Raw genomic sequence first — 22,745 nt, 5'->3', positions numbered from 1 at the left:
AAATCTGTCAGGAGGCATGACGATAAAATTATTTTAGATATTTATAACTGCCAATACCAACACTTTGACGGGGTTCACAACACCCACAATTAGGTAGCATATCGCTGCTGCGGCAAAATTCAGTATGTAACGAAACGAGTACTATGCATGAATTTACGCTAGAGCGCCTCCTAACAATAATATGTGGATCAATAACCATGCAGAGTCACCACTCTAACAAGCTAATCCGTCAAGGATTTTTCGCCATCCTAGTGTCCCTAGTATCGGGATTCATTCTTATTTTCTCTATGATTGGCGGCGCTTCACTAAGTCCAATCCCGCTGCTTATCGAGTTCGACATGCCTGGTACCACCGCGGGCTGGCGTGGAGTACATATTGGCATGATGATGAACGGCATAATGGCAATAAGCTTTGGGGCCGCGATGCGTGCCTTTTATCTTACTGACACTCAGGCCTTCCGCGTATTCCTGGGCACAGTAATCGCCGTTTGGGGTAACTTCATGTTCTATTTATTTGGCATGTTTGCACCCAATCACGGACTCACTCTAGAGGCGAATGCTATGGGTGAAGCCAGCCTAGCCGGGGGCTTCGCATTTTTCCCGGCTTTAGTGGGTGCTATCACGCTGTTTTATGCGGTGATATCGATGCTTAGGGCAGAATCACTAGATTAGTTTCAACATTGCACAAAAGCGATGACATACCGGATTAAGGTCTTATAACGGAGGAATTATGAGTAGTAGTCAAGCACACGATTTAGTTAGCGAGCTACCATCCAATGCTAACTTCAATTCTATTTTTGAAAATCAAAAAGCCGCCTTTGAAAGCAATAAATTTCCATCTCTGACACAGAGACGGCAGCACCTGAAGTCACTTAAGAAACTGCTCACAGACAATAGTGGTCTTATTATCACTGCATTATGTAAGGATTTTGGCAACAGATGTACCGAGGAGACTCGCCTCTCTGAAATCAGTAATAGCATTAACAATATCGACTATGCCAGTCATAAGCTAAGCACTTGGATGCGGCCTCACAAGCGAGGCACTGGAATTTGGTTTTTACCCGGAGAAAATCAAATAGTGCCACAGCCACGAGGCGTAGTTGGTATTATTGTGCCGTGGAACTACCCTATTAATATCGCGGTATCCGGCTTGGCATCCGCCATAGCCGCGGGGAACAGGTGCATGGTGAAAATGTCGGAGTGCACACCGGCAACAGAGAAATTACTTCGTGAACTTATTGCCAGTAAGTTTAGCCCGGACCATATTTCAATAGAAGGAGGTGAAGCCGACGCCGCGGCTACTTTTTCAGCGCTGCCATTCGACCACTTAATGTTTACCGGCTCCACCCGCGTTGGCCATTTTGTGATGGCGGCCGCCGCAAAGAACCTCACACCCGTCACCCTTGAACTTGGCGGTAAAAGCCCCGTTATTATTGACGACAAATATCCGATTGACGAAGTTGCAAAACGCGTACTTTGGGGAAAGACCTACAATGCCGGCCAAACCTGCATAGCACCGGACTATGCTCTTCTCCCGGCAGGAAGTACCGAAAATTTTATCGTGTGGATTTCCCGCCACTTTCGGGCGCATTTCCCAAATGGGGTGGCGTCCAATGACTACACCTCCATTATCAACAGGGCACATTACGACCGGCTAACAGCTCTGGTAAACGATGCTGAGGCCGATGGCGCTAGGATCGTCAGGCTAGAAGAACCTAGCCCTGAACACGTAAAAAATCGTAAATTCCCGCTGACACTGGTTATTAACCCCTCACCTAGCAGCCGGGTAATGAAGGAGGAGATTTTTGGCCCAGTATTACCAGTTTTAGAGACTGAGTCAGTGAATGACGCAATCAATTTTGTCAACGCAAGAGCCAGACCACTCGCCCTGTATTTATTCTCTAATTCAAACCGTTTGCAAGACGAAGTGCTTAAATCCACCCATGCAGGGGGCGTTACTATTAACGACGTTTTGATGCAATATTTACAGGCCGCGCAACCCTTTGGCGGCATTGGTAGCAGTGGCTTTGGATCTTATCACGGCAAAGAAGGCTTTTTGACTTTCTCACATATGAAGCCGGTGTTTAAGCAGCGCGGTATTGGACGATTTACTGGGGTCAAATTACTTTACCCTCCCTACGGCAATATTGGTCGACGCCTTATTTCCCTAATGGGGGGTTAGTACTACCATGCAAATACATCCATTTTCAGCTATTGACTACCAATGCGATTCAGCACCGGAAAGCATTGCCATTATTGACGATAATAATGCATACACCTTAGCAACATTGCGCCAAGATGCCTGGCAAGCAGTGAATGGCTTCAAGGCCCTAGGTTTCAGCTCTAAAGATCGTATTTCACTGGTATGTAAGAATCGTCGTACTGCTTACTTACGCCCTACTGGGCGGACCCGTTATCGTTTTTATCAACCGGAGACTTAGCCAATCAGACCTTATCTGGATAATCGGTGACGCCAAATCTCAATGCCTCATTATGGATGGGGAAACGGCGGCAACACTGCGCGACATTAACCTTAGTCAGCACTTTATTCTCAAGGACAAGGGCAATACAAAAGACTTAGCAAAACATGAACACTGTTTTTCCGATTGGCTTGAGCAACAGTCATCCGTGCCGGCTGCGATTAGCTTTGCTGCCGATCGCGGCTATTTACAAGTCTACACCTCTGGCACCAGCGGCTTCCCAAAGGGGGTCGTGTTAACCCAGGGCAACTGTGTATCTCAGCTAGTGGCAGTAACACTTACCCTCGACGTTTCGATCTTAGCCGGCGAAAGCATGTATCAAGCTTTACCACTTTTCCATGTTGGTGGAATCTTCGTTTCACTAATGTGCTTGAGCAGAGGCGCCACGCTTCAACTGCGAAGTGAGTTCAACCCCGAAACGACACGCCAGCTATTGAGTTCTGGACAAGTAGAGCACGCGGCTCTAGTACCGGCAATGATTCAAGCTTGTACGACGCTTGAGTCTGCTAGCGACACCCACTATCCTAAATTAAAGTCTATCTTTTACGGCGCTTCACCAATATCCGAGTCTGCACTACGGGCAGCACACCGACATTTCGGCTGCGATTTCGTACAGATTTACGGTATGACAGAAACCCACAGTGTTATTTTCATACTTGGCGCTAGAGATCACAGAGCAATCTTCAGCTCAGAGGACTCGCCGTTAATAGGATCCGCAGGCAGACCAATAATTGGAACCGCAATCAAGTTGACAGACATCGACGGCAATACCGTTACTAAAGGTGGCGCGGGAGAAATTTGCGTTCAATCTGACCTAGTCATGAAAGAGTATTGGAATAATCCTAGCGGTACTCAGGAAGCCATCCAAAATGACTTTCTACTTACTGGCGATGTCGGCCAAATCGGTGATAGCGGGCATCTCTTCGTTGTCGATAGACTCAAAGATATTATCGTTTCTGGCGGCGAGAATATTTCGTCACTGGAAATTGAATCAGTGCTTATGCAACGCCCAGCCATCGCAGATGTAGCCGTCATTGGATCACCCGATGAAAAATGGGGCGAAATTGTGGTCGCCGTTATCTTCGCCAATAGTGCCATCGATACTAGCGAAATTGGGGACTTCTCCAGAAAGTATCTCTCTGGATTTAAACTCCCCAAGAAGATCCTATTTACCGATACTATTCCACGCAATGCCGGTGGAAAGATACTTAAGAAACAACTACGAAAAATGTATACGGAACCTAGCCTGGGGTGACTATCTGTTATAAACACCCAGAAGCACCGCATCCCTTGAATATGGCTGATGCGGCGCTTCTAATATTTACTCCCGCTGGCCTGGCAACGCTATAAATATAAGAGTGGGTCGCCGCCCCACTCTCGCACTCATAGGCAATTACTATTCTATTACTTTAAATGTGATGTATTGTCGATAAATTGTAATGAGCATATTCATGATGACGCTGGGCAACGCTAAGGAAGCTCGCAACGCCAATCAAAACTTATATTAGTCAAAGGCCCGCAGGGAGCGGTATGCGATCACCAGCAAGATGTACATAATCATAAGAATGCCAACGTAAAACAGGAAAAAGGCAATATTATTAGTTAGTGGACCGCCATATGCGAGTCCCCGGCTATCTGTAAATAAGGCGTCCATTGATGAGGCAATAGTGAACATCCAACCAACCGAAATCATGGCGACGCTCATTCTACGGATAGTTTTTATAGTGAATGGCAGCAAGGGTAGTAGCAAGGCAAAAATCCAATGAATTACCCCACCTAACACTCCTTCCAAATGCGTCATTCTCCACGCTTTTACGGAACCGGGCATTTGATATTCAATAGTGGGGAAAGGCCACAAGCGAATTTCACCCAATAGATAAAATAAAAATCCAAATCCGGCAACACCGGCAAAGAAGATTAGTAAGGCACCACTTGCGATTAACATTCTTTGAGTACCTATTAATTCCTTAGACGACTGCATGGTTTACCTCTGTTTTTATAAACTTCATTTTGGGCACTGGCATGGCGGGAGTACTTGTATCGACAAGCGGTGCTTCGGCAAGAGTCATTTCTGATGGATAACTTCTCAGCCACTCTTTAACCCATTCGGAATCTTTTTCGGAACGCGGCGTATGGCCCGGCATCATGGATCTAGTGATGTAGGGAAGAACGTATTTTAAGAAACTTGCCACATACTTATAAAAGCTTAGCCGTGAGCGCCAGCTATACCAAAGACCGTCCTTTTTTAGCATAAGCGCTGCAGCTTTTATTCCCGGCCAGAAGACACCCCAGGTCCCATGCAAAACGCCAAAGGCTCTGGTGAAATAGCCGCCGCACGCAGCTTGATAAGCGTCGTAAGCACAGTTTTTATGTTCAGTTTCCTCAACCATATGCCACAGCCAAAAAGACGCCACTCGACTGTCTGCATTGAGAAAGTTTTTTGACCGCTCTTCGATAATAAAGCGCGTCGCCCCTAAGGTCATCGATTCGAAGCCAGCGCTGTATGCCATTCTACGAGCAAGCGATTTCTTACTCAGTCGCGCATAGTATTTTTCCATCTCTTTTTCAATTTCCGCTAATTCCGGATAGCCATTATTTTTTAGCATATCGTTGAAGCGCTGATGAACCTGATAATGCTGACCTTCCTGGGCAATAAACGCAAAGCCATCAGCGAGCACCGCAGGGTCGTCTACCCGTTTCAGACCTTCACGCATTGTGCGAATAAGATACGGCTCTAAATATGGCATGGTTAGCGACAAACCATTCCACATATGCGCAAATTCTGGCCTATCTGGCGTCCAGTGTGGGTGTATATCATCGGGGAATTCAAAAGGAACTCGACGGGTGACGATGTTAGATTTTATTTTTTTATTCATAACTATACCTCTAGATTGTACCCTGTCTCTCAAGCCCACCGAATAGCAACAGGCACGGTACATAGTAATCAACTTTTATCTAGATCACCCCAACCGAAAGGATAGATTTTTCCGGGGGCCTACTTTGGAAAAAGACCATATTTTAATAGTGTAAGATCCGCTAAAGTAAAATTATTTGCAGCCATTGGTTTCTAATTCTCATTCGGTATTGGCCCTTGTGTTGAGCCTTGTTATGACCGCTGTCGGAAATTTTTTTTCTTTAAGCGCCTTAGGGCTTTTTTTCGTCACGCAATTATTAGCCAGAAAAATACCAATTAACGCTACCTCTTTTGCCTATTGAGCCGCCGCTATACCTGTAACAATGAGAACACCAACATCTTTAATTAATCTCCAGCCAGCTTGCAGTAACAGACATACCTTATTTTACCGAATTCAGCCAATCTGCGGTCACTCAAATTGAAACAGTGAATACGCCTCAATCACCTAGGGAATTGATTTCACGTGAAGCTTACTACTCAAAGGAGGGTGGCAAATAAGGCGATACTGTCGGTATCGCCCAGTGCGATTCACCTCACATTAACTGTCCTCATACGCCACTCATACTGTCGTCTTACGTCATAATTGCGCGCCAGCGAACATGCAAGCGGCACTTCTTAGTGCTACCTTTAATGCTTGTAAAAGCTATAGCTCTGTAACCAATGAGATTAGCAAGCTCACAATAAAAATGATGGAAGGTTTACGATGCCCCAACGGAACACTGCAAAAGCACAATTTCTCAGCAAGGCCATCAGGTACTTCAGCACGACAGCACTTGTCGCGACTGGTGCCGGCCTACTAAGCAGTCCGCTATATGCGGCGCCACGGATTATTGAAGAAGTCATTGTAACAGCCAACAAAAAGGCTGAAAGCGCGCAGGATGTGCCGCTATCGATCTCTGTCATCGGCGCTGATTTCATCCAAGAGTCAGGCTTATCGGATGTCGGTGAGATTACACGGTTTATTCCCAACGTCAGCTTTGATTCGTCACTGGCGCTGTATACCAGTATAACGATACGCGGTTTTGGCACCCCACCACTGGGTGTTGGGTTCGAGCCGTCTATTGGCCTTGTTATCGATGATGTCCCCTATGGTCGATCTACCTTTGCGCAAGATGCGGTATTTGATATCGACCGCCTGGAAGTGCTGCGTGGCCCACAGGGAACACTATTTGGCAAAAATACGCTGGGTGGCGTACTTAATTTCCACACCATGGACCCAACCTCAGAACCAGAAGGCTATATCAAGTACGGTCACGGTGAGAATATTGAAAGCAACAATATAGAAGGGGCGATCTCTGGCCCACTGTTAGGCGAGAACTTTTTAGCTCGATTGGCATTTCGCTACAACGATGCCGACACGCTTGAGTACAACAGCACCCGGGATGAACAACAAACCCAGGAAGATAAGGCTCTTCGCCTGAAATTAAGCTGGTTTTTAAGCGACACCCTTACCGCAAATTTCACCGGACTCTATGCAGAATCACTGACTAAGGGTTATACCCAATCGCTCTTTATTGCCAGCGATCGCAGCCTGCGGGTATTCCGAGAATTTGATCCACAAACCGAGACCGATGCCTACGACCAAAATACCTCGACCGATGCGCCAACACGCTCAGATCGCGAAGTAAAAGCCGCATCTTTAGCCTTGATTTGGCGCCCCGATGAGCTAATGGGTATTATCGCCCCCGAACTCACCACCATTGCCTCATGGTCTGAAGTTATTACGCCATACTCTCTAGATGTTGACTATTCGCCAGTACCACTGGTGGCCTTTAACGAACCACCAGAGGGCAATCCCTATTCAGCAACCGCGATAGAGGTGCGTTTGGCCGGCGGCCTTGACGCTCCCTTCGACTGGGGCGAAGGTATGGATTTCGTGTTTGGGGTGTTCGCACAAGAATCAACTAATGATGTTTTCCAAGATATTGATGTCAGCCTGAACGGCCTTATTGCCTTCGCCCGGGCTGGCGCTATTGTGCAAAATATTCAATTGCCCTTCGACCCATTAATCATTGATCTGCCAATCTCGTTGCCCAATTTAATTCCGGGTTTTATTGATCGTGAACGGTATATTTCTGCGACCGAGTCAACAACCCAATCCTTTGCGGTTTTCTCGCAATTTAACTGGATACTAACTGACCGCCTGACGGCAACCGCTGGGCTTCGCTATGGCGAAGATGAGTCTGAAGGTTCAAGTTATTCTGAAGTTGCCGCAGGTAACAGTCTCTCTGGTGGCTCACTCAATCAGAATGATTTTCAAGCGCCTAATTTAAGCATCAAAGAAACCAATGTGTCGCCCAAGGTGGCCTTTAATTACGAAATACTGCCTGACATCAATGTATACGTGAACGCGGCAAAGGGCTTCAAAGCCGGCGGTTTCGACCCAGCCCCACTCAGCGACGACAACCTTACTTATGAAGGAGAGGAAACACTCACTTATGAAGCTGGTGTGAAGTCTCGCCTACTCGGTGGCTCTCTAACTCTGAATATGGCCGTATTCGATAGTGACGTGAAGAATCTACAAATTCGTACATTCTCCGGTGTCACCCTGACCACATTTAACGCACCTGAGTCGTCTAGCCGCGGCGCGGAAATGGACTTCTTTTGGCTGCCGCCCATTGATGGGGTTAGTTTGGCAGGTAGCCTTGCCTACCTAGATGCTAAATACGATAACTTCACCGAAGGTCCACCGCTTTTTAACTCTGAGCAAAATGAAACGCAAGATCTAAGTGGCAAGCCCCTCCCTTATGCACCGCGCTGGTCTGGCTCACTGTCACCCCGCTGGGAATTCCCGATATTTGGAAGTGCAGACATTTTAGGTAGTATTCGCATGAATATTTCCTACAGTGGTGAGCGCTATCTTGACTCAGATATAGATCCAAACACCCTACAAGAGGCGATCACCCGTATTGACGCCGGCTTGGGACTGCGCTCCGAAACCAAGGGCTGGTCAGTGAACTTCCAGGCCCGCAATCTAAGCCAAGAACAAGATGCGGTTCTGATCCTTGATCAACCTCTTATTCCAGGCAACTACACGAAAACGCCTCACCCAGATCAAACAACCTACCAACTTGATTTCAGAGTCGGTTTTTAAAAACAAAAAACGGGGCCTTCGCCCCGTTTTTTTCTCTTAATAAATACTAATACCGCTGACTCTAGAAAGGTAGATTCCAGTAGGGCAGCCTTCTCTAATAAGGCACCTTCTGAAACAACACATCGGTGATTTGAATCGTTCCCGCCAGACGCTGATCGAAGGCGACATTAATATTAGTCAGCTTGCTTAAGTCCAATTCAGAATCAAACAAGGCTTGAGCATCCAGTCTGAATGGCACCATATTGATCACCGTCTTTGCGCCGGTGTCCCGAGCAGCTACTGTCAGCCCCGGTGGAAAATACAGTGCGTCAGTAAAGTCACTTGCTAATAAGCTGACCGACACCCCATTTATATCGGTCAAGGTCAACGTGAAGTCCTGCCCAAGTGCATTTTCCGGCGTCACACTCACCCCCATGCGCAGTGTTAAGAAATCTTTATCACTGACATCAAGCCCTTCAATAGGCAGCGCATAATTAATACTTGCCAAATTACCCAGGTAACCACCGTAAATCTGTGGCGCCTTAGAAATTGTTGCGATTGACGGGCAGCGGTCGGTATTAAAACCCAGTAGATCGTCAAGACTGCCGCCGTTGGGCGCACACCAACCAGTGAAAGTAAATCCATCAAGGCTGTTGGCAAGACCGAACTCGTTCTCGGTCAACGACTCATCGGTGAGGGTGGTATCGACGACAATGAGATTTTCCTTGGATTGATGAAACGACATATGCAGGCGTTCGTCGCAAGTTTCTAAACCCTCGGGACACGCACTGCTAGGCGCGCGCTCATAGCCGCTCCAATAACCGGCAAATTGAGACTCTGCCCCAACAAACAAGCGCAGAAAGCTCGCAATTAGAAATTCACCGTGACGTTTTTGGTCTACCCGAGAATAACGACCAGTGACCGGCGACGCCTCAGTACAATAAGGATCAAAGCCATTGAGCGTAGCGTCATCATTAAACCAAAAATCATTGTAGTAATTATGATTTGCCCCCATCGAGGTCACCATGAATTGCGGCTGAGATACATCATTGGCGTCGTAGCGAACGTTATCGTACATATAGACCCCATGCAGGGTAGAGACATCGCCATCGCAATACGGTGACAAAGTCACCCAAGCGGTATTCAAAGGCAATTCAGAATCAAAATCGGTCGGCGCCAAGGAGAACACCGCTTTGATTTCATGGGGGAAATCAAAGCCGCCAATAGTGCGGAAGCGCGCATCTTGATTATAGGTAATCGCTTTAGCAACACCGTTACCGCCCCGCGAATGGCCCATCAAGCCAATGCTCAAAAAATCCATAAAGCCATACAATGAGCTGAAATCATTGCCATTGGCATCTATCGCAAAGCTTGATGCTGGATTCTGCGCAATATCTCGGAAGATATCGAGATGGTGCAGAATCACCTCAGCGCGCGCGGTAATGCCTTGATCATTTGAGCCCGAGTCCAGCGCATTAATGTCATTCACATCAATGGAAATAACCACATAGCCATTTGAAGCCATGGTCTCTGCAATATAGTCATAGCCTTTATCCGAACGTATAGGCACCAAGCCATTGGCTTCGCAATCTGTTCCGGAGGACTCGTCGCCGTTGGCATCGCCTGTCGTCGAACAAGTTGAATGACGGCCATGCTGAAATAGAATTATTGGGAATCCCGCCATCGGCGCCGGGGTATCTGCGCTGACTAGCGGGTAATGAATCACGCCAAGTACATCGATCAGATCGTCAAAGGTACTTACTCGCTCGCCGCTATTTCCATCAACATTCCGAGTGGCTGGAATGGCAGCATATTTAAAATCAATCGCACCAGAAACGGCATACGGCCCCTCTGAATCTGCATCGGCTGACGTTGCGTCAAAGCGTTCTGGAGCTCCTTTGGGTTCCTGGCCGGTATCTCCACCGGTATCTCCGCCAGTATCTCCGCCGGTATCTCCACCGGTATCTCCGCCAGTATCTCCGCCAGTATCTCCGCCAGTATCACCACCGGTATCTCCGCCGGTATCTCCACCGGTATCTCCACCGGAATCACCGCCAGTATCACCGCCTGTCTCGCTATTCTGGCTGGGCCCATCGCGCTCTACTGAGCTACCACCACAAGCGGAAATCACGCTTAGTAAACCGGCGATCAGTAATATCCTAAAAATAAATCTCACATTCACACTAAATCGCATAGAAACCCCCTGCTTTATAAAACGAATTCCACCGCCAAGCGAGAACCCGACTTGGCAGTGCATTAAATATCAAGGGAGGGAATAGCAGGTTTGATGCCAACTACACAAACATATCAATATGCTACCTTATGTCACAACGTTGTGTGACACAATCGACCTGTACTGTTCATGCAGGAGCACGAAAATGGTGCGCAAACATAATAACGACCCAAATGTGTTCGGCAACCACATCGCATAAAAACACTTTCACTATGTCGTATTGTTGCAAATTCAAAGACAGAACCTGTCATCTTTTGGATCACTATAGACAATGTCAGCTCAGGATTTTGCTAATAAATAGTCCCAAGCGGGAGACAATCGCCGTCTTAAAAACTGCACTGCGTTTCAGTTGACGCGAATAGTCACAAAAAATGCACATCAATAGCGCGCCTCTTATCTTGTTATTTCTAAGCGCAGCTAGTCCTTTTACAGTCTTGCCAAATCAAAACCAAACTCGCAAAAACATCGTAAAATACACTGTAATGGATCGCTGCATAGCTACCAGCGCTTCACTATCATCATTGAAGTATTTAATAGACGGAGCGATTATGTTAAATAGCGAAGATGACGCTACTTTGAAAAACACACTTAATACCCATCTAGCGATACTAGTCAGCGTGATGGCGGTACTGACTCTTTTTATTACAGATATCAGCTAATTACCAATCCACACCGGCGTAGTTATTAGACGTCGGCATCTAGCTTAAGCCGTGCAGTTTAGTATTCTCAGTGAAATCTAGAGGCCGCGTTCTCGGGGTAGAGCAGGGTACTTAGCAGCCAAACCCCACTGATCTGGAAGCACTATCAGTTCGTACGTAGCAGATAATACGGTGGCAATAGTGCAACAACGAATAAACATAGCTTCCATTTTGACTCTAAACTGATCAGCGAGACTATCCCGATGAAGTACACTCTCCACGAGAAAATTATTATTAACCGCCCCATCGCAGAGTGTTTTTCCTACCTAAAAGACTTTTCGACCATCGAGCAGTGGGATCCAGGTGTATATCGTTCGAGCAAGTTGACCCCGGGTAACCCTAAGATCGGCACTGAATATGAAGTTATACTTAAATTACCAGCCAACAAACTGTCGGCAATGCGTTACACCCAAGTAGCGATCGATGAGCCCAATCAGCTGATTTTACGAGGCGAAGGCGACAGCTTCGCGGCCTTTGATACTCTTAGCTTTAGCGCAATAGACGATGCCAAAACCTGTATAGACTATCGAGCCGAGCTCGACTTAAAATGGCTACAGCCGCCATTCACGTGGATGTTCAAACCGCTGCTAAACCGCCTTGGTAAAAAAGCGGTAACCGGTTTAGAGCAGGCGCTTACTAACCCCAGTGCTCCTGCAGAACGTCGGCTTAAAAATGATCTCTGCGACAAACTCATCGTGCCCGCAACCTTTTCCTTTGGTAAACGCGGCTATCTTTCGATGCCCCGTAAATCACACAGTAATAGAATGGATGGCAAAGTCGTTGCCATTACCGGGCCTACTGCCGGCATAGGCTTAGACGCAGCCTGCGAGCTTGCACGCTTAGGCGCCACCCTAATTTTAATCGGCAGAGACACTTCAAAACTCCAGAAGGCCGCCAAGCAAATTGAAGATTTTAGTGGCTGCGATCCACATGCGCTGCGCGTTATTGAAGCTGATCTAAGCTCACTGCAGGCGACAGCCGCTGGCGCTCATAAAATAGTAGAAACTCAGCCGCGTATTGATGTACTAATAAACAATGCCGGTGCATTGTTTTCATCAAGAGAAGACACTGAGGAGGGCTTTGAACGCGCCCTAGCGTTAAACTTTCTCGCCCCAGTGCTGCTAAGCAAACTACTTCAGGGTCACCTCAACGACGCCAGCCGCATTATCAATGTGGTATCTGGCGGCTTGTATTTTCAAGGCCTTAAATTAGATGATATGCAATTTCTGAAGGAAGCTTACGATGGCAGCAAAGCCTATGCGCGCGCCAAACGCGCCTTGGTATATATGAGCCAAGAAAGCACTGCCAAAACTAATTACTACACCATGCATCCCGGCTGGGCCGCCACACCCGGTGTCGCTAAATCCTTGCCCGCCTTCGACAGGAAGTTAAAAAACTTTATGCGCGACGGTCGCATGGGCGCCGACACAATGATTTGGCTGGCTACAGCGCCTGAGCTTAAAGACTACCAAGAACCTCAGCTATGGTTTGATCGCCACCCCCATACCTACGACGTATTGCCTAACACCAAAGCTAGCGCCAGCGAGAGGCAGCAGCTTGAACGCTGGACGCAGCAAACCTTATCTCCGTTTGAGGTTAGGGTCGCCAGTGAGTCTATATAGCGGCCGCGTCTCGCGTGGGGAAACCGCCGATGCACTTCGTCTCACACGCCATGAGCAATGTCTTACACGCACAGTAGCTAATCGCTACTTCACAGCAGCGTGGAAAAATTTAAAATAACGTGAGCTAAGGATGGCTATGGTGCAACAGGGATGTGCTGCACCACTTCTCTACTAGATATAAAAAAGGCCCCGATGGGGCCTTTTTTATACTTCACTCAGTGGCGAACTTACTTCTCGCCGTCACCCGCAATACTGATTAACTCAACATCAAAGATTAACGCGGAGTTGGAGCCGATCATTTCGCCCGCACCACCTGGGCCATAAGCTAAGGCGGGTGGGATGAACAATTTCCACTTGGAGCCTACCGGCATCATTTGCAGGGCTTCGGTCCAACCAGCGATAACACCACCAACGGGGAAACTCACCGTTTCGCCGCGCTGATAAGAGCTATCGAAGACATTACCATCTAACAATGTACCGTGATAATGGACTTCTACGGTGTCGTCCGCAGTAGGTATTGCTCCATCACCCTTCACCAACACCTGATACTGCAAGCCAGTTTCAGTGGTTTTCACGCCTTCCTCAGTACTATTTTTAGCAAAAAACGCGTCGGCTGCTTTTTGGTTCACTGCGCCCGCTTGTTGCGACTCTTCCTGGCGAACCGCCAACTGCTTCTGCTGATAAGCTTGCAGCGTGCTCATGATATTTTCTTCACTCATCTGCAACTCACCACCGGCGAGAGCATCGCGCACACCCGCGCTAAACGCAGCAACATCTAAAGGAAGATCATCACCAAACCGAGCGCCGACATTTGCGCCAATACCGTAGCTAACCTTAGAAATTTCGGTATCAAGATCTGCTTTAGCCGCAGTATCTCCGCCGCAAGCTGTTAGCAGGCCACTCATTACCACCGCACAAACCAGTGTCTTATTCATGTAACTACCTTATTTATTGAAAAAAAATACTGCCGCGAATTCGACATGCACACTCAGACCACAGTCTGCCACAAGCGTTCCTAGAGACACAGTGCCACAGGATATAAATCCATTATTGATTGGGGAGATAGATTCTCGGCGGCAAGTTTGTATAATGAAGATTGATGGTTTTTTGAACATTCGTAGGGGTTGAATCTCATGTTTGGTAATAAAAACAAAAGCAAAACCGCCAAAACCCCACTTGCTGAGCTGCAAAACCTGCAATCGGAGCTGCACTCACTTAGGGAAAAACAAATTGCGGTGCTTGATCAAGAGCTGTTACTCCTTGAAAAAGAAGAAGTTTCTCAAGAATCGAGAATCGATAAAACTCGCGACCAGCTCGCTCAGGCAAAACTGCGCTTGAAAGAGCAAAAAGACGCCAAACCCAGTATCCAGGCTCGCACCCAAGCTAGTATCGACACTCACCAAGCGCATTTTGATAATCATCAGGCCGAATTAGCCCAGCTGCGCAGCAGGATATTCGAGAAAAAACTAGAAAGCCGCAAAGAAAAGGCGGTTCTAAAAGCGATTATCGATGCGGAAACCGCGCTATCAAAACCAGAAAAAAACCGGCCTGCGGCTAAACAGGCAGCCACTACCCCCGCCGCTAAAAAAACCATACCGAAGGCCGCCGCGGCAAAAACAAAAAAGCCACGTTCCGCCTCACCCCAGCCAAGCCCAAAGGAATCGGCAGCGCAAGCGCCACAGGATGATGACACACCAAGTGCAAACAGCGCGACAACTGCCGCCAAAGACAAGCCGCCGGCTCCCACCGCCGTTAAAACAACGCCAAGTGCGATAACTGCGTCACCACCAAAAGCAGTCGAGAAAGAGTATAAAGCCCCCCGGCGACGAGTGCGGCGCATGAGCGACATTCCCAGCCACCCCGACAAACCCAGTGATCGACTGGCCAGTCTATTCGATGACTTTTAGTGAATGTCGGCAAACTTAAGGGCTAAGTCTCGGCATGCAGAAAGGAGCTGGCCCTGACTTACATCCGCGTGCACCCCAGCGTAGGCCAATAGGTTTTCCAAGTAGCTGTCGCCAACATCACTCGCAGCTGTTAGTCCTGCGATCCGGCTCGCCAACAATGCCACCTCCGCGCGCTCAGCTTCAAGCTCTGCCGTTTTAAGCGCCTCATAGAGACCTCCACTTCCCTCAGCCTGGCGGCGTAATGCCCTCAGGGGAATGACGTAAGTCTCGCGAATAGGGGCTACCAAAGTAATCAGCTCGTGACATATAGACGTTGTCCAAGGCACCTTTTGCTGACCGCAGAACCCTGCCGCTAACAACATATTTACATCCATTTGGTAATGGTCCTGCAAAAACAGGCAATGCCGTTGTACTATGGGCTCCGAATACGCCGCTAGGGCAAACTCCCACATTTTACTTAGCGTCTTAGGTGGTCTCCCGCCGGCACTATATTTTTCATTCATTACTCGGTACTCACGCTATAATCGCGCCCCATCATGATTGAATTCCAGAACCTCAGTTTACAACGCGGCGGCAAAGCATTGCTCGAATCAGCAGACCTGCGCGTAAATCCCGGCGAACATATCGCCCTTGTCGGCGCCAACGGCACCGGAAAATCTAGCTTATTCCAGCTTATGTGCGGCAAGCTAGTACAAGATAGCGGCGACCTCAGCTTCCCCACTCAGTGGCAGATAGCCCAGATGCGGCAAGAGGTCGATGCCAGTGATCGCCGCGCTATCGACTACGTTATTGACGGCCATCATCGCTTTCGCGACATTGAAGCGCAAATAGCAAGCTGTCAGGACGATCATCGTCTCGCCGAATTACACGGCGAATTAGACCTCATTAATGCCTATCAAATACACAGCGATGCCGAGCGATTGCTCACCGGCCTAGGCTTTAAACTTGAAGAATTAGAGCGCTCCGTCAACGACTTCTCTGGCGGCTGGCGAATTCGTCTAAATTTAGCGCAAGCGCTCATGTGCCCCTCAGACCTAATGCTATTAGATGAGCCGACAAATCACCTCGACCTCGATGCCAGCCTTTGGCTGGAGCAGTGGTTAAGTCGCTACGAAGGCACCTTATTTTTAATTTCTCACGACCGCGACTTTATCGATGCCTGCTGCGACCACGTCGTACATTTAGACCGCCAATCCCTAATGCGATATCGCGGTAACTATACGGCATTTGAAAAGCAACGTGGCGAGCGCCTTGCCCAACAGCAGCAAGCATTTGAACGCCAGCAAGTGGTTCGCGCTCACATGGAAGACTTTGTACGACGTTTCCGCGCCAAGGCCACCAAGGCCAAGCAAGCGCAAAGCCGATTAAAGGCACTGGAGCGGATGGCCGACATCGCCCCCGCGCATATTGACTCACCATTTAATTTTCGCTTTTATGAACCCAAGCAGTTTTCAGACCCGCTGCTGTCTTTATCTAGAGCCACACTGGGTTATAACAGCCCCATTCTCAACAAACTCAATATCAGCATTCACCCTGGCACTCGGCTTGGACTGCTGGGCGCAAATGGCGCGGGCAAATCGACGTTGATGAAGACCCTCGCAGGCACCCTGCAACCCCTAAGCGGTGAGCGCCAGCAGGGCGAACATTTGCACATGGGTTATTTCCATCAGCATCAGCTGGAGTCTTTAGATTTAAGCGCCAGCCCAATAACGCAATTACAAAGACTGCGACCAGATGCCCGCGAGCAGGAAATCCGCAATTTCATTGGCGGTTTTAATTTTCATGGTAAGCACGCCGAGCAAAGCTGCGAGAATTTTTCAGGCGGCGAAAAAGCTCGTCTCGCCTTGGCTATTATCGTATGGCAGCGCCCGAATGTATTACTGCTCGACGAACCGACCAACCACCTAGACCTTGAAATGTGCCACGCGTTGACCAGCGCCCTGCAAAATTTTGAAGGCGCGATGATTTTGGTCAGCCATGATCGCCACTTGCTGCGAAATACCGTCGATGAGTTTCTACTGGTCGATAGCGGTCAAGCACAGCCCTTTGATGGCAGCCTTGAAGACTATCGACACTGGCTGCTAAACCGCGACAAAAATGTGCCAAGCGGAGATGAAACGGTATCAAGTAGCAGTGCACCTCTGGTCGACAAAAAGCAAGCTCGCCAACAAGCCGCAGCCCGCCGCGCGCAGCTAGCGCCGCTGACGTCAAAACTGAAAAAACTTGAACAGGCCATGAAAAAGCTTGCCGAGCAATTAACTCGTATTGAGGAGCAGCTCGCCGACCCCGATCTATACGACGATAGCAATAAAGAAAAACTGAAAAAATTGCTTAACGAACAGGCCACATTACGCGAACAAAATGACGCCACCGAAGAACAGTGGCTCACTATTCAGGAAGAACTAGACGCGCTGGAAGCCGAGTCATAACAAGGCGTCTTCATGGCGGCAAATGACTGCCGCCAGATAAGCGACCGCTTAAGCTTTAGCCCTAACAGCTTCTAAAAATGCCCCCATACCTTCCTGCATGGCTTTATCAAGTTGTTTCGAAATATCCGCCGACGCCATCAAGTCATCCCATGCACGCAGACCGGGCACTTCTGCCAATACATCCCACTGATAAACTGCCCCTGTGGCCAATTTACAGGTGAGCATGCAATAGCGAAGTACCACATCAGCCATCGTCATGGTCTCACCAAATAGATAGGGAGCTGGTTTTCCTAAGATCGCCAGCGCCTGGCAGCCTTTACTAATGGTTTCATGCACTTCGGCCTTAATATCTGCGCTCACGGTTTGACCAGCCAGAACTTCGGGAAACAAGCGGCGGCCGGGAAGCTCAAAATATAACTCCGCCATTTTCATTAACTCACTAACTTTTGCTCGTTGCCATTGATCTGCGGGCAGCAATGGCCTGGCAGGATAAGCCGCTTCAATATAATTCAAAATGACGCTAGTCTCGGCCAAGCAGCCGTGTTCGGTCTCAATACACGGCACCTTACCCATCGGACTTTTATCATTATACGCGGGATCCATGCCGGGAAAGGTCAGCACTTCCTCAAACTCCACACCCTTGTATAGCAGTGCGTGCTTAACCATATTGAAATAATTACTAACTGCAAAGCCGTATACTTTGAGCATAATTGACCTTCCTCTTTACTGTTATAGTGATGTGTCTAGCAGTATACCCAGCATTGAATTGCTGGCACCAGCGCCAACATCAATCAACTATTTTCAATGGTAAAATACGCCATCTGGCAAAGCTGACAATTTCGTAAGTTGCCGCGAAGAACTAATTTGGCTACTGTTCGCGCTCTGATTTTACCGCACGAGAAAGTTATGGAAATTGCGCTTCCCCCTCATATAAACGATGTTAAAGGCTTTTTAGCAGACAATGAAGCTCGGGCACTCTACGAGCAGGCACTGTCGGTTGCTGAGCGCGGCGCGGTCCTAGAAGTGGGCAGCTATTGTGGAAAATCAACCATCTATTTGGGCCTAGCCTGCCAACAAAAAAACAGTGTGGTCTACGCCGTAGACCACCACATTGGCTCAGAAGAACACCAACTGGGTGAAATGTTTCACGATCCCGAACTCTATGACGCTGGCGAAGGGCAGTTCGACACCTTTAAGGAGTTTCGCCGCAATATCCGCCGCGCAGGGTTAGACGATTGCGTTGTCCCCATTGTTGCCACCTCTGAAGTTAGCGCACGCCACTGGCATACCCCGCTGGCGATGGTCTTTATCGACGGTGGTCACAGCCTTGATGCCGCACTGTGCGACTACCGTTGCTGGGCAGGTAAAATTATCACTGGCGGCGTGCTGGCCATTCACGATTTATTCCCCGCCCCAGAAGAAGGCGGCCAAGCCCCCTACGCCATTTATAAAATGGCGCTAGCTTCTGGCCTGTTTGAACCGATAGCACGGGTCAACACATTGGGTATTCTGCGCCGGCTTTAAGTCCAGTGCGCATAACATATCGATAAACCGCTGCTATTGCGGCGGATCGATATGCGACCCCAAGCTGGCATTTACGCGGAACCAACCTGCAATGCTATATCTCAAGCGGCTAGCCTGACTAACTTCGTGGGGAAAGCGGTCGCTTAAAAACACCACTAAAGTACCCATCAACGGCGATATTGTGGCAATGGCATTATCCCTGTGGTCGTACATCAGCAGATGCCCGCCGTCTGCGACCTCCCAATTTGGATTTAAATAAAACACCGTCGATAACACTCGGTTGGTTCGCCCCTTAAACGCGTCGACATGCTTTTTATAAAAGGCGCCAGGCGCATAGCGGGCAAAATGGCCCTCGTAATCGAATAAGCCCATAAACAGACGCCGATTCAAACCCATCCGCAATGCTTCCATCCACGCTAAATAAGCGGCCTCTACCTCGTTATCGGGCGTGAGCCAGCAAATTTCATCATTGCGAACAAGAGCGTTGAGCTGAAACTTATCAGCGCGACCCACCCCCGCAGCGCGAAATACTGAGTGGTCAAAACTCGCAGCACGAGCCAATAAAGCATCACCCATAGTGGCAGGCAGAGCCGCCGGCAGCACCGCATAGCCGGTTTCACTGAGTGCGTCGGCAATACGATCAAAGACCAGCTCCGTATTTAGCTCAGATGACAATGATTCAGCGTCCACGGCAAAGTCCCCGAAAAAACGTCATATCTACTCTTAAGCAGTTCCCTGTCACTAATTAATTCCCTATTCGCAAAGGCATCGCTGCTGGCAACAAAATGGCTGATTCAACGCAAATGCCGCAAAGCCACCACTAAATCCGGGATAAACTGTACGTAGCTACCGTACTGCCAAACTTGGTTGGAAATAGACGGTCGCAACTCGCGCTCTACTTGATCAATTAAAGCATGCAGACGGCGGCGACCTTGAGCGCGATTTAGTACCACTTCAATCAACGGGGCAAGTACCGGCGTCGCCATCACCATCGCTGTAAAACCGGTAAGACCGCCGCTTACTGCCACCCAAGTAGGCACGCCAAACCAGCCCGCCCACAGAGTAACCCACGCGCTTTGCTGACTGAGATAGAGCGTGCTGGCAGCTGAAACACCAATCATTGACGCGCTGCCAAAGGCAATTTTATCACTCACGCCGCGCCCAAGTAGGCCAACGCCTAAAAACAGTAATAAATCGCGACTGCTATCATGATTCAAGCCCATTTGCGCCACGGCGGCCTGCAGACGCTGGGCTGCGAGTTCACCGTCGTAGGGCGCAAGCACTGCCTGTAAACGCGCCGCATCGCCATAATGATAGTCAGGATGGGTGCGCAAGTGCTCAAGTAAAAGTACCTGTAGCGCCGCTAAATCCAATAGCTGTGTCGATAAAACATCGGCAACCGCCTGCTCCTTGCCGGTCAACTTTCGAAATACCGGCTTATCGCCCGCGCCCACACGCCGCAACAGCCGCCACAGCGCCCGCGGAATATTCAATAAATCCGCGGGTATATCGGCCTTATTACGCCAGTGCCTGCTACTCACCGCAGACAAGGGCCTGAAGTGACGACTATGCACACAGTCTACGCGCGCGCGTGCAGCTTCAAAATGTCGACTTATCGCCGCCTGCAAGGTCGCCTGCCATTGGGACTCTAGGTCACTCATCGTGGTATCGTCCATATTTAGGCCTGCAGCTCCTTGCACATTCGAAAGCGCGTAAAAATGGCTTGTAAGCCTATGACATTACACACAAAATGAGGACTTAAACTCATAACACACACCGCCGCCATGTCAGAACATACCGATTACGTAAAATGGTTTCGCAACTCGGCACCGTATATTAACGCTCACCGCGGCAAAACATTTGTCATTATGTTTGGCGGCGAAGCTGTTGCGCACCCTAATTTTGCCAACATTGTGCATGATATTGCGCTTCTCAACAGCCTCGGCGTAAAACTTGTACTGGTTCACGGTGCACGTCCGCAGATAGAAGACCGGGTTCGCGACGCCGGTATCGAAAGCCGTTATCACAATGATTTGCGTATTACCGACGATATCGAATTACGCTGTGTCACCGATGCCGCGGGTTCGCTGCGTGCTCATATAGAAGCCCTATTATCGATGGGAGTCGCAAATTCGCCAATGCATGGCGCGGCAATTCGGGTGTGTTCTGGTAATTACGTCACCGCCATGCCCATTGGCATCGTGGACGGTGTCGACTTACATCACACCGGTATCGTCAGAAAAATTGACGCCCAAGCAGTGCAGCAACAACTGAATAATCAGCACATTGTCATGCTATCGCCACTGGGTTACTCCCCCACCGGTGAAATTTTTAATCTCACCGCTGAAGATGTTGCCGTGCACACTGCAGCGGCATTAAAAGCCGACAAACTCATTTTATTTACCGCCGACGCCGGCTTGCTCGATAGCGAGCAGCATTTAATTAGGCAGTGCGAATACCGCGATGTTGATCGCGAAATAGAGCGGCAGGTAACGCTGCGCAGCGATAGCATTGTGCAAGCCGTTGTTGACGCCGGTGATCTTGGTATTAATCGTTGCCACATGATTTCTTTCCAACACGACGGCGCGCTTCTGCAAGAGCTGTTTAGCCGCGATGGCGCCGGTACGCTTATCACTCAAGAGCATTACGAACAGCTTATGACGGCCCGCATCGATGATGTTGGCGGCCTGCTTGCTATTATTGAACCACTAGAAACCAAGGGCGTCTTACTAAAACGTTCGCGGGAACTATTAGAAAATGAAATTGAATATTTTAAAATTCTGGTCCGCGACGGCATGGTTATCGCCTGCGCAGCGCTGTACCCCTATCCAGAACACGGTAGTGGTGAAATTGCCTGCGTGGCCACCCACCCTGACTACCGAGGTGCCGATCGTGCCGAACGGCTATTGGAATTACTGGAAAAAGAAGCTCGCAAGAAAGGTCTAGATTCGGTCTTTGTACTCACCACACAAACCGCACATTGGTTTCAAGAGCAGGGCTATGTGGAATGTCAGATTGACGACCTACCGCCGACTAAAAAACAGCTTTATAACTTCCAGCGCAAGTCCAAAGCATTTATTAAGACCTTAATTTAGGCCTGACACTAGTATTATGCGTGTACCACGAATTTATGTAGAACAAGACTTGGCAACAGGCCGTGCGCTAAGCCTAGACGAACGCGCAGCCCACTATGTTTCTCAAGTACTGCGGATGCGCGCCGGCCGTGAACTCATTCTGTTTAATGGCGACGGCTCAGCCTATCCGGCAATCATTACTGAAGCGGGCAAGAAATTAGTTAGCTGCCAACTTGGCGAAGACCTACTTGCGTCATCACCACCCTCGCACCTCAAAATTGAGCTTGCCGTCGGCATATCTAAAGGCGATCGCTTTGACTGGGTTATTCAGAAAGCCACGGAGCTTGGCGTTAGCAAAATTACACCGCTATTTACCGAGCGTTGCGACGTGAAACTAAGTGGTGAACGACAAGATAAAAAACAGCGGCACTGGCAGCAAATTATGGTCAGCGCCTGCGAACAAAGTGGCCGCAACGATTTAGTCGACATCCAAAACCCCTGCCGCTTGCAAGACTGGTATGCCACCGTAAACAGCCAAGTTAAATTGGTTTTATGTCCCAGCTTAAATGAGGAGATTGCCGTCGATGGCCCGGTAAATCACATTACCTTGCTGGTCGGCCCAGAGGGTGGCCTCAGTGATGACGAAATCGCTTATAGCATTAAGCACGGTTTTTTCGCCCTGCAGTTAGGGCCAAGAGTGTTGCGCACAGAGACCGCACCGGTCGCCGCCATTAGTATTGTTCAACATCGCTGGGGAGATATGGCGTGGCATTAATCCACGCGCCTTATTAT

Annotated in this window: 19 protein-coding genes; 11 read left to right on the top strand and 8 right to left on the bottom strand. The window is 48.9% G+C overall.

Going from position 1 to position 22,745, the window contains the following annotated elements; translation table 11 throughout:
* Window positions 1-197 precede the first annotated feature (197 nt).
* From ACI955_RS02795 to ACI955_RS02780, 4 genes are read left to right on the top strand one after another with little or no spacing between them, the layout of a single operon-like run.
* Entirely contained in the window at window positions 198-671 is a 474-nt protein-coding gene (locus ACI955_RS02795; RefSeq protein ID WP_415242208.1) for a hypothetical protein, read from the top strand.
* A 58-nt stretch (window positions 672-729) separates the two neighbouring features.
* Window positions 730-2,181 carry a coniferyl aldehyde dehydrogenase gene (locus tag ACI955_RS02790; RefSeq protein WP_415242207.1) on the top strand — a complete coding sequence of 484 codons (1,452 nt, stop codon included), beginning with the start codon at window positions 730-732 and terminating at the stop codon, window positions 2,179-2,181.
* Window positions 2,182-2,188: 7 nt separating this feature from the next.
* Entirely contained in the window at window positions 2,189-2,440 is a 252-nt protein-coding gene (locus ACI955_RS02785) for a hypothetical protein (RefSeq protein ID WP_415242206.1), read from the top strand.
* A complete protein-coding gene (locus ACI955_RS02780; RefSeq protein WP_415242236.1) occupies window positions 2,349-3,734 on the top strand; it encodes an AMP-binding protein in 1,386 nt (461 codons plus the stop codon). The genes ACI955_RS02785 and ACI955_RS02780 overlap by 92 nt, the downstream gene beginning before the upstream one ends.
* Before the next feature lie 249 nt (window positions 3,735-3,983).
* On the opposite strand, the gene ACI955_RS02775 is transcribed toward ACI955_RS02780, so the two are convergent.
* Both ACI955_RS02775 and ACI955_RS02770 read right to left on the bottom strand, forming a co-directional pair.
* Window positions 3,984-4,424 carry a hypothetical protein gene (locus ACI955_RS02775; RefSeq protein ID WP_415242205.1) on the bottom strand — a complete coding sequence of 147 codons (441 nt, stop codon included), beginning with the start codon at window positions 4,422-4,424 and terminating at the stop codon, window positions 3,984-3,986.
* A 22-nt stretch (window positions 4,425-4,446) separates the two neighbouring features.
* The gene (locus tag ACI955_RS02770) at window positions 4,447-5,355 is read right to left on the bottom strand and encodes a metal-dependent hydrolase (RefSeq protein ID WP_415242204.1); all 909 of its coding nucleotides are present in this window, start codon (window positions 5,353-5,355) and stop codon (window positions 4,447-4,449) included.
* Between the two features lie 741 nt (window positions 5,356-6,096).
* Between ACI955_RS02770 and ACI955_RS02765 the strand changes: the two genes are divergently transcribed.
* Window positions 6,097-8,487 carry a TonB-dependent receptor gene (locus ACI955_RS02765; RefSeq protein ID WP_415242203.1) on the top strand — a complete coding sequence of 797 codons (2,391 nt, stop codon included), beginning with the start codon at window positions 6,097-6,099 and terminating at the stop codon, window positions 8,485-8,487.
* Window positions 8,488-8,581: 94 nt separating this feature from the next.
* Here ACI955_RS02765 and ACI955_RS02760 read toward each other — a convergent pair whose 3' ends face one another.
* Window positions 8,582-10,660 carry a hypothetical protein gene (locus tag ACI955_RS02760; protein ID WP_415242202.1) on the bottom strand — a complete coding sequence of 693 codons (2,079 nt, stop codon included), beginning with the start codon at window positions 10,658-10,660 and terminating at the stop codon, window positions 8,582-8,584.
* A 940-nt stretch (window positions 10,661-11,600) separates the two neighbouring features.
* Between ACI955_RS02760 and ACI955_RS02755 the strand changes: the two genes are divergently transcribed.
* The gene (locus ACI955_RS02755; RefSeq protein WP_415242201.1) at window positions 11,601-13,019 is read left to right on the top strand and encodes an SDR family NAD(P)-dependent oxidoreductase; all 1,419 of its coding nucleotides are present in this window, start codon (window positions 11,601-11,603) and stop codon (window positions 13,017-13,019) included.
* 227 nt (window positions 13,020-13,246) lie between these two features.
* On the opposite strand, the gene ACI955_RS02750 is transcribed toward ACI955_RS02755, so the two are convergent.
* Complete coding sequence (locus ACI955_RS02750; RefSeq protein WP_415242200.1) at window positions 13,247-13,954, bottom strand: FKBP-type peptidyl-prolyl cis-trans isomerase; 708 nt, start codon at window positions 13,952-13,954, stop codon at window positions 13,247-13,249.
* A 198-nt stretch (window positions 13,955-14,152) separates the two neighbouring features.
* Here ACI955_RS02750 and ACI955_RS02745 point away from each other — a divergent pair, with 198 nt between their 5' ends.
* Window positions 14,153-14,926, top strand: a complete 774-nt coding sequence (locus tag ACI955_RS02745; protein ID WP_415242199.1) for a hypothetical protein — start codon at window positions 14,153-14,155, stop codon at window positions 14,924-14,926.
* On the opposite strand, the gene ACI955_RS02740 is transcribed toward ACI955_RS02745, so the two are convergent.
* Entirely contained in the window at window positions 14,923-15,429 is a 507-nt protein-coding gene (locus ACI955_RS02740; protein ID WP_415242198.1) for a TIGR02444 family protein, read from the bottom strand. The genes ACI955_RS02745 and ACI955_RS02740 overlap by 4 nt on opposite strands.
* A 33-nt stretch (window positions 15,430-15,462) precedes the next feature.
* Between ACI955_RS02740 and ACI955_RS02735 the strand changes: the two genes are divergently transcribed.
* Window positions 15,463-17,355: an ATP-binding cassette domain-containing protein gene (locus ACI955_RS02735; protein WP_415242197.1), complete on the top strand. Its 1,893-nt coding sequence runs from the start codon at window positions 15,463-15,465 to the stop codon at window positions 17,353-17,355.
* A gap of 48 nt (window positions 17,356-17,403) precedes the next feature.
* Here ACI955_RS02735 and ACI955_RS02730 read toward each other — a convergent pair whose 3' ends face one another.
* On the bottom strand, window positions 17,404-18,063 hold the full coding sequence (locus ACI955_RS02730; RefSeq protein ID WP_415242196.1) for a glutathione S-transferase family protein: 660 nt from the start codon (window positions 18,061-18,063) through the stop codon (window positions 17,404-17,406).
* A 198-nt stretch (window positions 18,064-18,261) separates the two neighbouring features.
* Between ACI955_RS02730 and ACI955_RS02725 the strand changes: the two genes are divergently transcribed.
* The gene (locus ACI955_RS02725; RefSeq protein WP_415242195.1) at window positions 18,262-18,879 is read left to right on the top strand and encodes a class I SAM-dependent methyltransferase; all 618 of its coding nucleotides are present in this window, start codon (window positions 18,262-18,264) and stop codon (window positions 18,877-18,879) included.
* A 33-nt stretch (window positions 18,880-18,912) separates the two neighbouring features.
* On the opposite strand, the gene ACI955_RS02720 is transcribed toward ACI955_RS02725, so the two are convergent.
* Together ACI955_RS02720 and ACI955_RS02715 are read right to left on the bottom strand one after the other, a co-directional pair.
* The gene (locus tag ACI955_RS02720; protein ID WP_415242194.1) at window positions 18,913-19,569 is read right to left on the bottom strand and encodes a 2OG-Fe(II) oxygenase; all 657 of its coding nucleotides are present in this window, start codon (window positions 19,567-19,569) and stop codon (window positions 18,913-18,915) included.
* A 104-nt stretch (window positions 19,570-19,673) separates the two neighbouring features.
* Window positions 19,674-20,555 (bottom strand): hypothetical protein, encoded by an 882-nt coding sequence (locus ACI955_RS02715; RefSeq protein WP_415242193.1) that lies wholly within the window; start codon window positions 20,553-20,555, stop codon window positions 19,674-19,676.
* Window positions 20,556-20,663: 108 nt separating this feature from the next.
* Here ACI955_RS02715 and argA point away from each other — a divergent pair, with 108 nt between their 5' ends.
* Together argA and ACI955_RS02705 are read left to right on the top strand one after the other, a co-directional pair.
* The gene (gene argA, locus ACI955_RS02710) at window positions 20,664-21,974 is read left to right on the top strand and encodes an amino-acid N-acetyltransferase (RefSeq protein ID WP_415242192.1); all 1,311 of its coding nucleotides are present in this window, start codon (window positions 20,664-20,666) and stop codon (window positions 21,972-21,974) included.
* Between the two features lie 16 nt (window positions 21,975-21,990).
* A complete protein-coding gene (locus ACI955_RS02705) occupies window positions 21,991-22,728 on the top strand; it encodes a 16S rRNA (uracil(1498)-N(3))-methyltransferase (RefSeq protein WP_415242191.1) in 738 nt (245 codons plus the stop codon).
* The last annotated feature ends 17 nt before the right edge of the window (window positions 22,729-22,745 follow it).

It is taken from the genome of Zhongshania sp. (assembly GCF_047636175.1).
GTDB lineage: Bacteria > Pseudomonadota > Gammaproteobacteria > Pseudomonadales > Spongiibacteraceae > Spongiibacter.
Note: the sequence above shows the minus strand (reverse complement) of the source record. Positions and strands in the feature narration are given on the sequence as shown.

Bases quoted from the DNA above. Each gene is read 5' to 3' on its own strand.
- ACI955_RS02795 (WP_415242208.1), top strand. From the start codon at position 198: ATGCAGAGTCACCACTCTAACAAGCTAATCCGTCAAGGATTTTTCGCC.
- ACI955_RS02790 (WP_415242207.1), top strand. From the start codon at position 730: ATGAGTAGTAGTCAAGCACACGATTTAGTTAGCGAGCTACCATCCAAT.
- ACI955_RS02785 (WP_415242206.1), top strand. From the start codon at position 2,189: ATGCAAATACATCCATTTTCAGCTATTGACTACCAATGCGATTCAGCA.
- ACI955_RS02775 (WP_415242205.1), bottom strand. From the start codon at position 4,424: ATGTTAATCGCAAGTGGTGCCTTACTAATCTTCTTTGCCGGTGTTGCC.
- ACI955_RS02770 (WP_415242204.1), bottom strand. From the start codon at position 5,355: ATGAATAAAAAAATAAAATCTAACATCGTCACCCGTCGAGTTCCTTTT.
- ACI955_RS02765 (WP_415242203.1), top strand. From the start codon at position 6,097: ATGCCCCAACGGAACACTGCAAAAGCACAATTTCTCAGCAAGGCCATC.
- ACI955_RS02760 (WP_415242202.1), bottom strand. From the start codon at position 10,660: ATGCGATTTAGTGTGAATGTGAGATTTATTTTTAGGATATTACTGATC.
- ACI955_RS02755 (WP_415242201.1), top strand. From the start codon at position 11,601: ATGAAGTACACTCTCCACGAGAAAATTATTATTAACCGCCCCATCGCA.
- ACI955_RS02750 (WP_415242200.1), bottom strand. From the start codon at position 13,954: ATGAATAAGACACTGGTTTGTGCGGTGGTAATGAGTGGCCTGCTAACA.
- ACI955_RS02745 (WP_415242199.1), top strand. From the start codon at position 14,153: ATGTTTGGTAATAAAAACAAAAGCAAAACCGCCAAAACCCCACTTGCT.
- ACI955_RS02740 (WP_415242198.1), bottom strand. From the start codon at position 15,429: ATGAATGAAAAATATAGTGCCGGCGGGAGACCACCTAAGACGCTAAGT.
- ACI955_RS02735 (WP_415242197.1), top strand. From the start codon at position 15,463: ATGATTGAATTCCAGAACCTCAGTTTACAACGCGGCGGCAAAGCATTG.
- ACI955_RS02730 (WP_415242196.1), bottom strand. From the start codon at position 18,063: ATGCTCAAAGTATACGGCTTTGCAGTTAGTAATTATTTCAATATGGTT.
- ACI955_RS02725 (WP_415242195.1), top strand. From the start codon at position 18,262: ATGGAAATTGCGCTTCCCCCTCATATAAACGATGTTAAAGGCTTTTTA.
- ACI955_RS02715 (WP_415242193.1), bottom strand. From the start codon at position 20,555: ATGGACGATACCACGATGAGTGACCTAGAGTCCCAATGGCAGGCGACC.
- argA (WP_415242192.1), top strand. From the start codon at position 20,664: ATGTCAGAACATACCGATTACGTAAAATGGTTTCGCAACTCGGCACCG.
- ACI955_RS02705 (WP_415242191.1), top strand. From the start codon at position 21,991: ATGCGTGTACCACGAATTTATGTAGAACAAGACTTGGCAACAGGCCGT.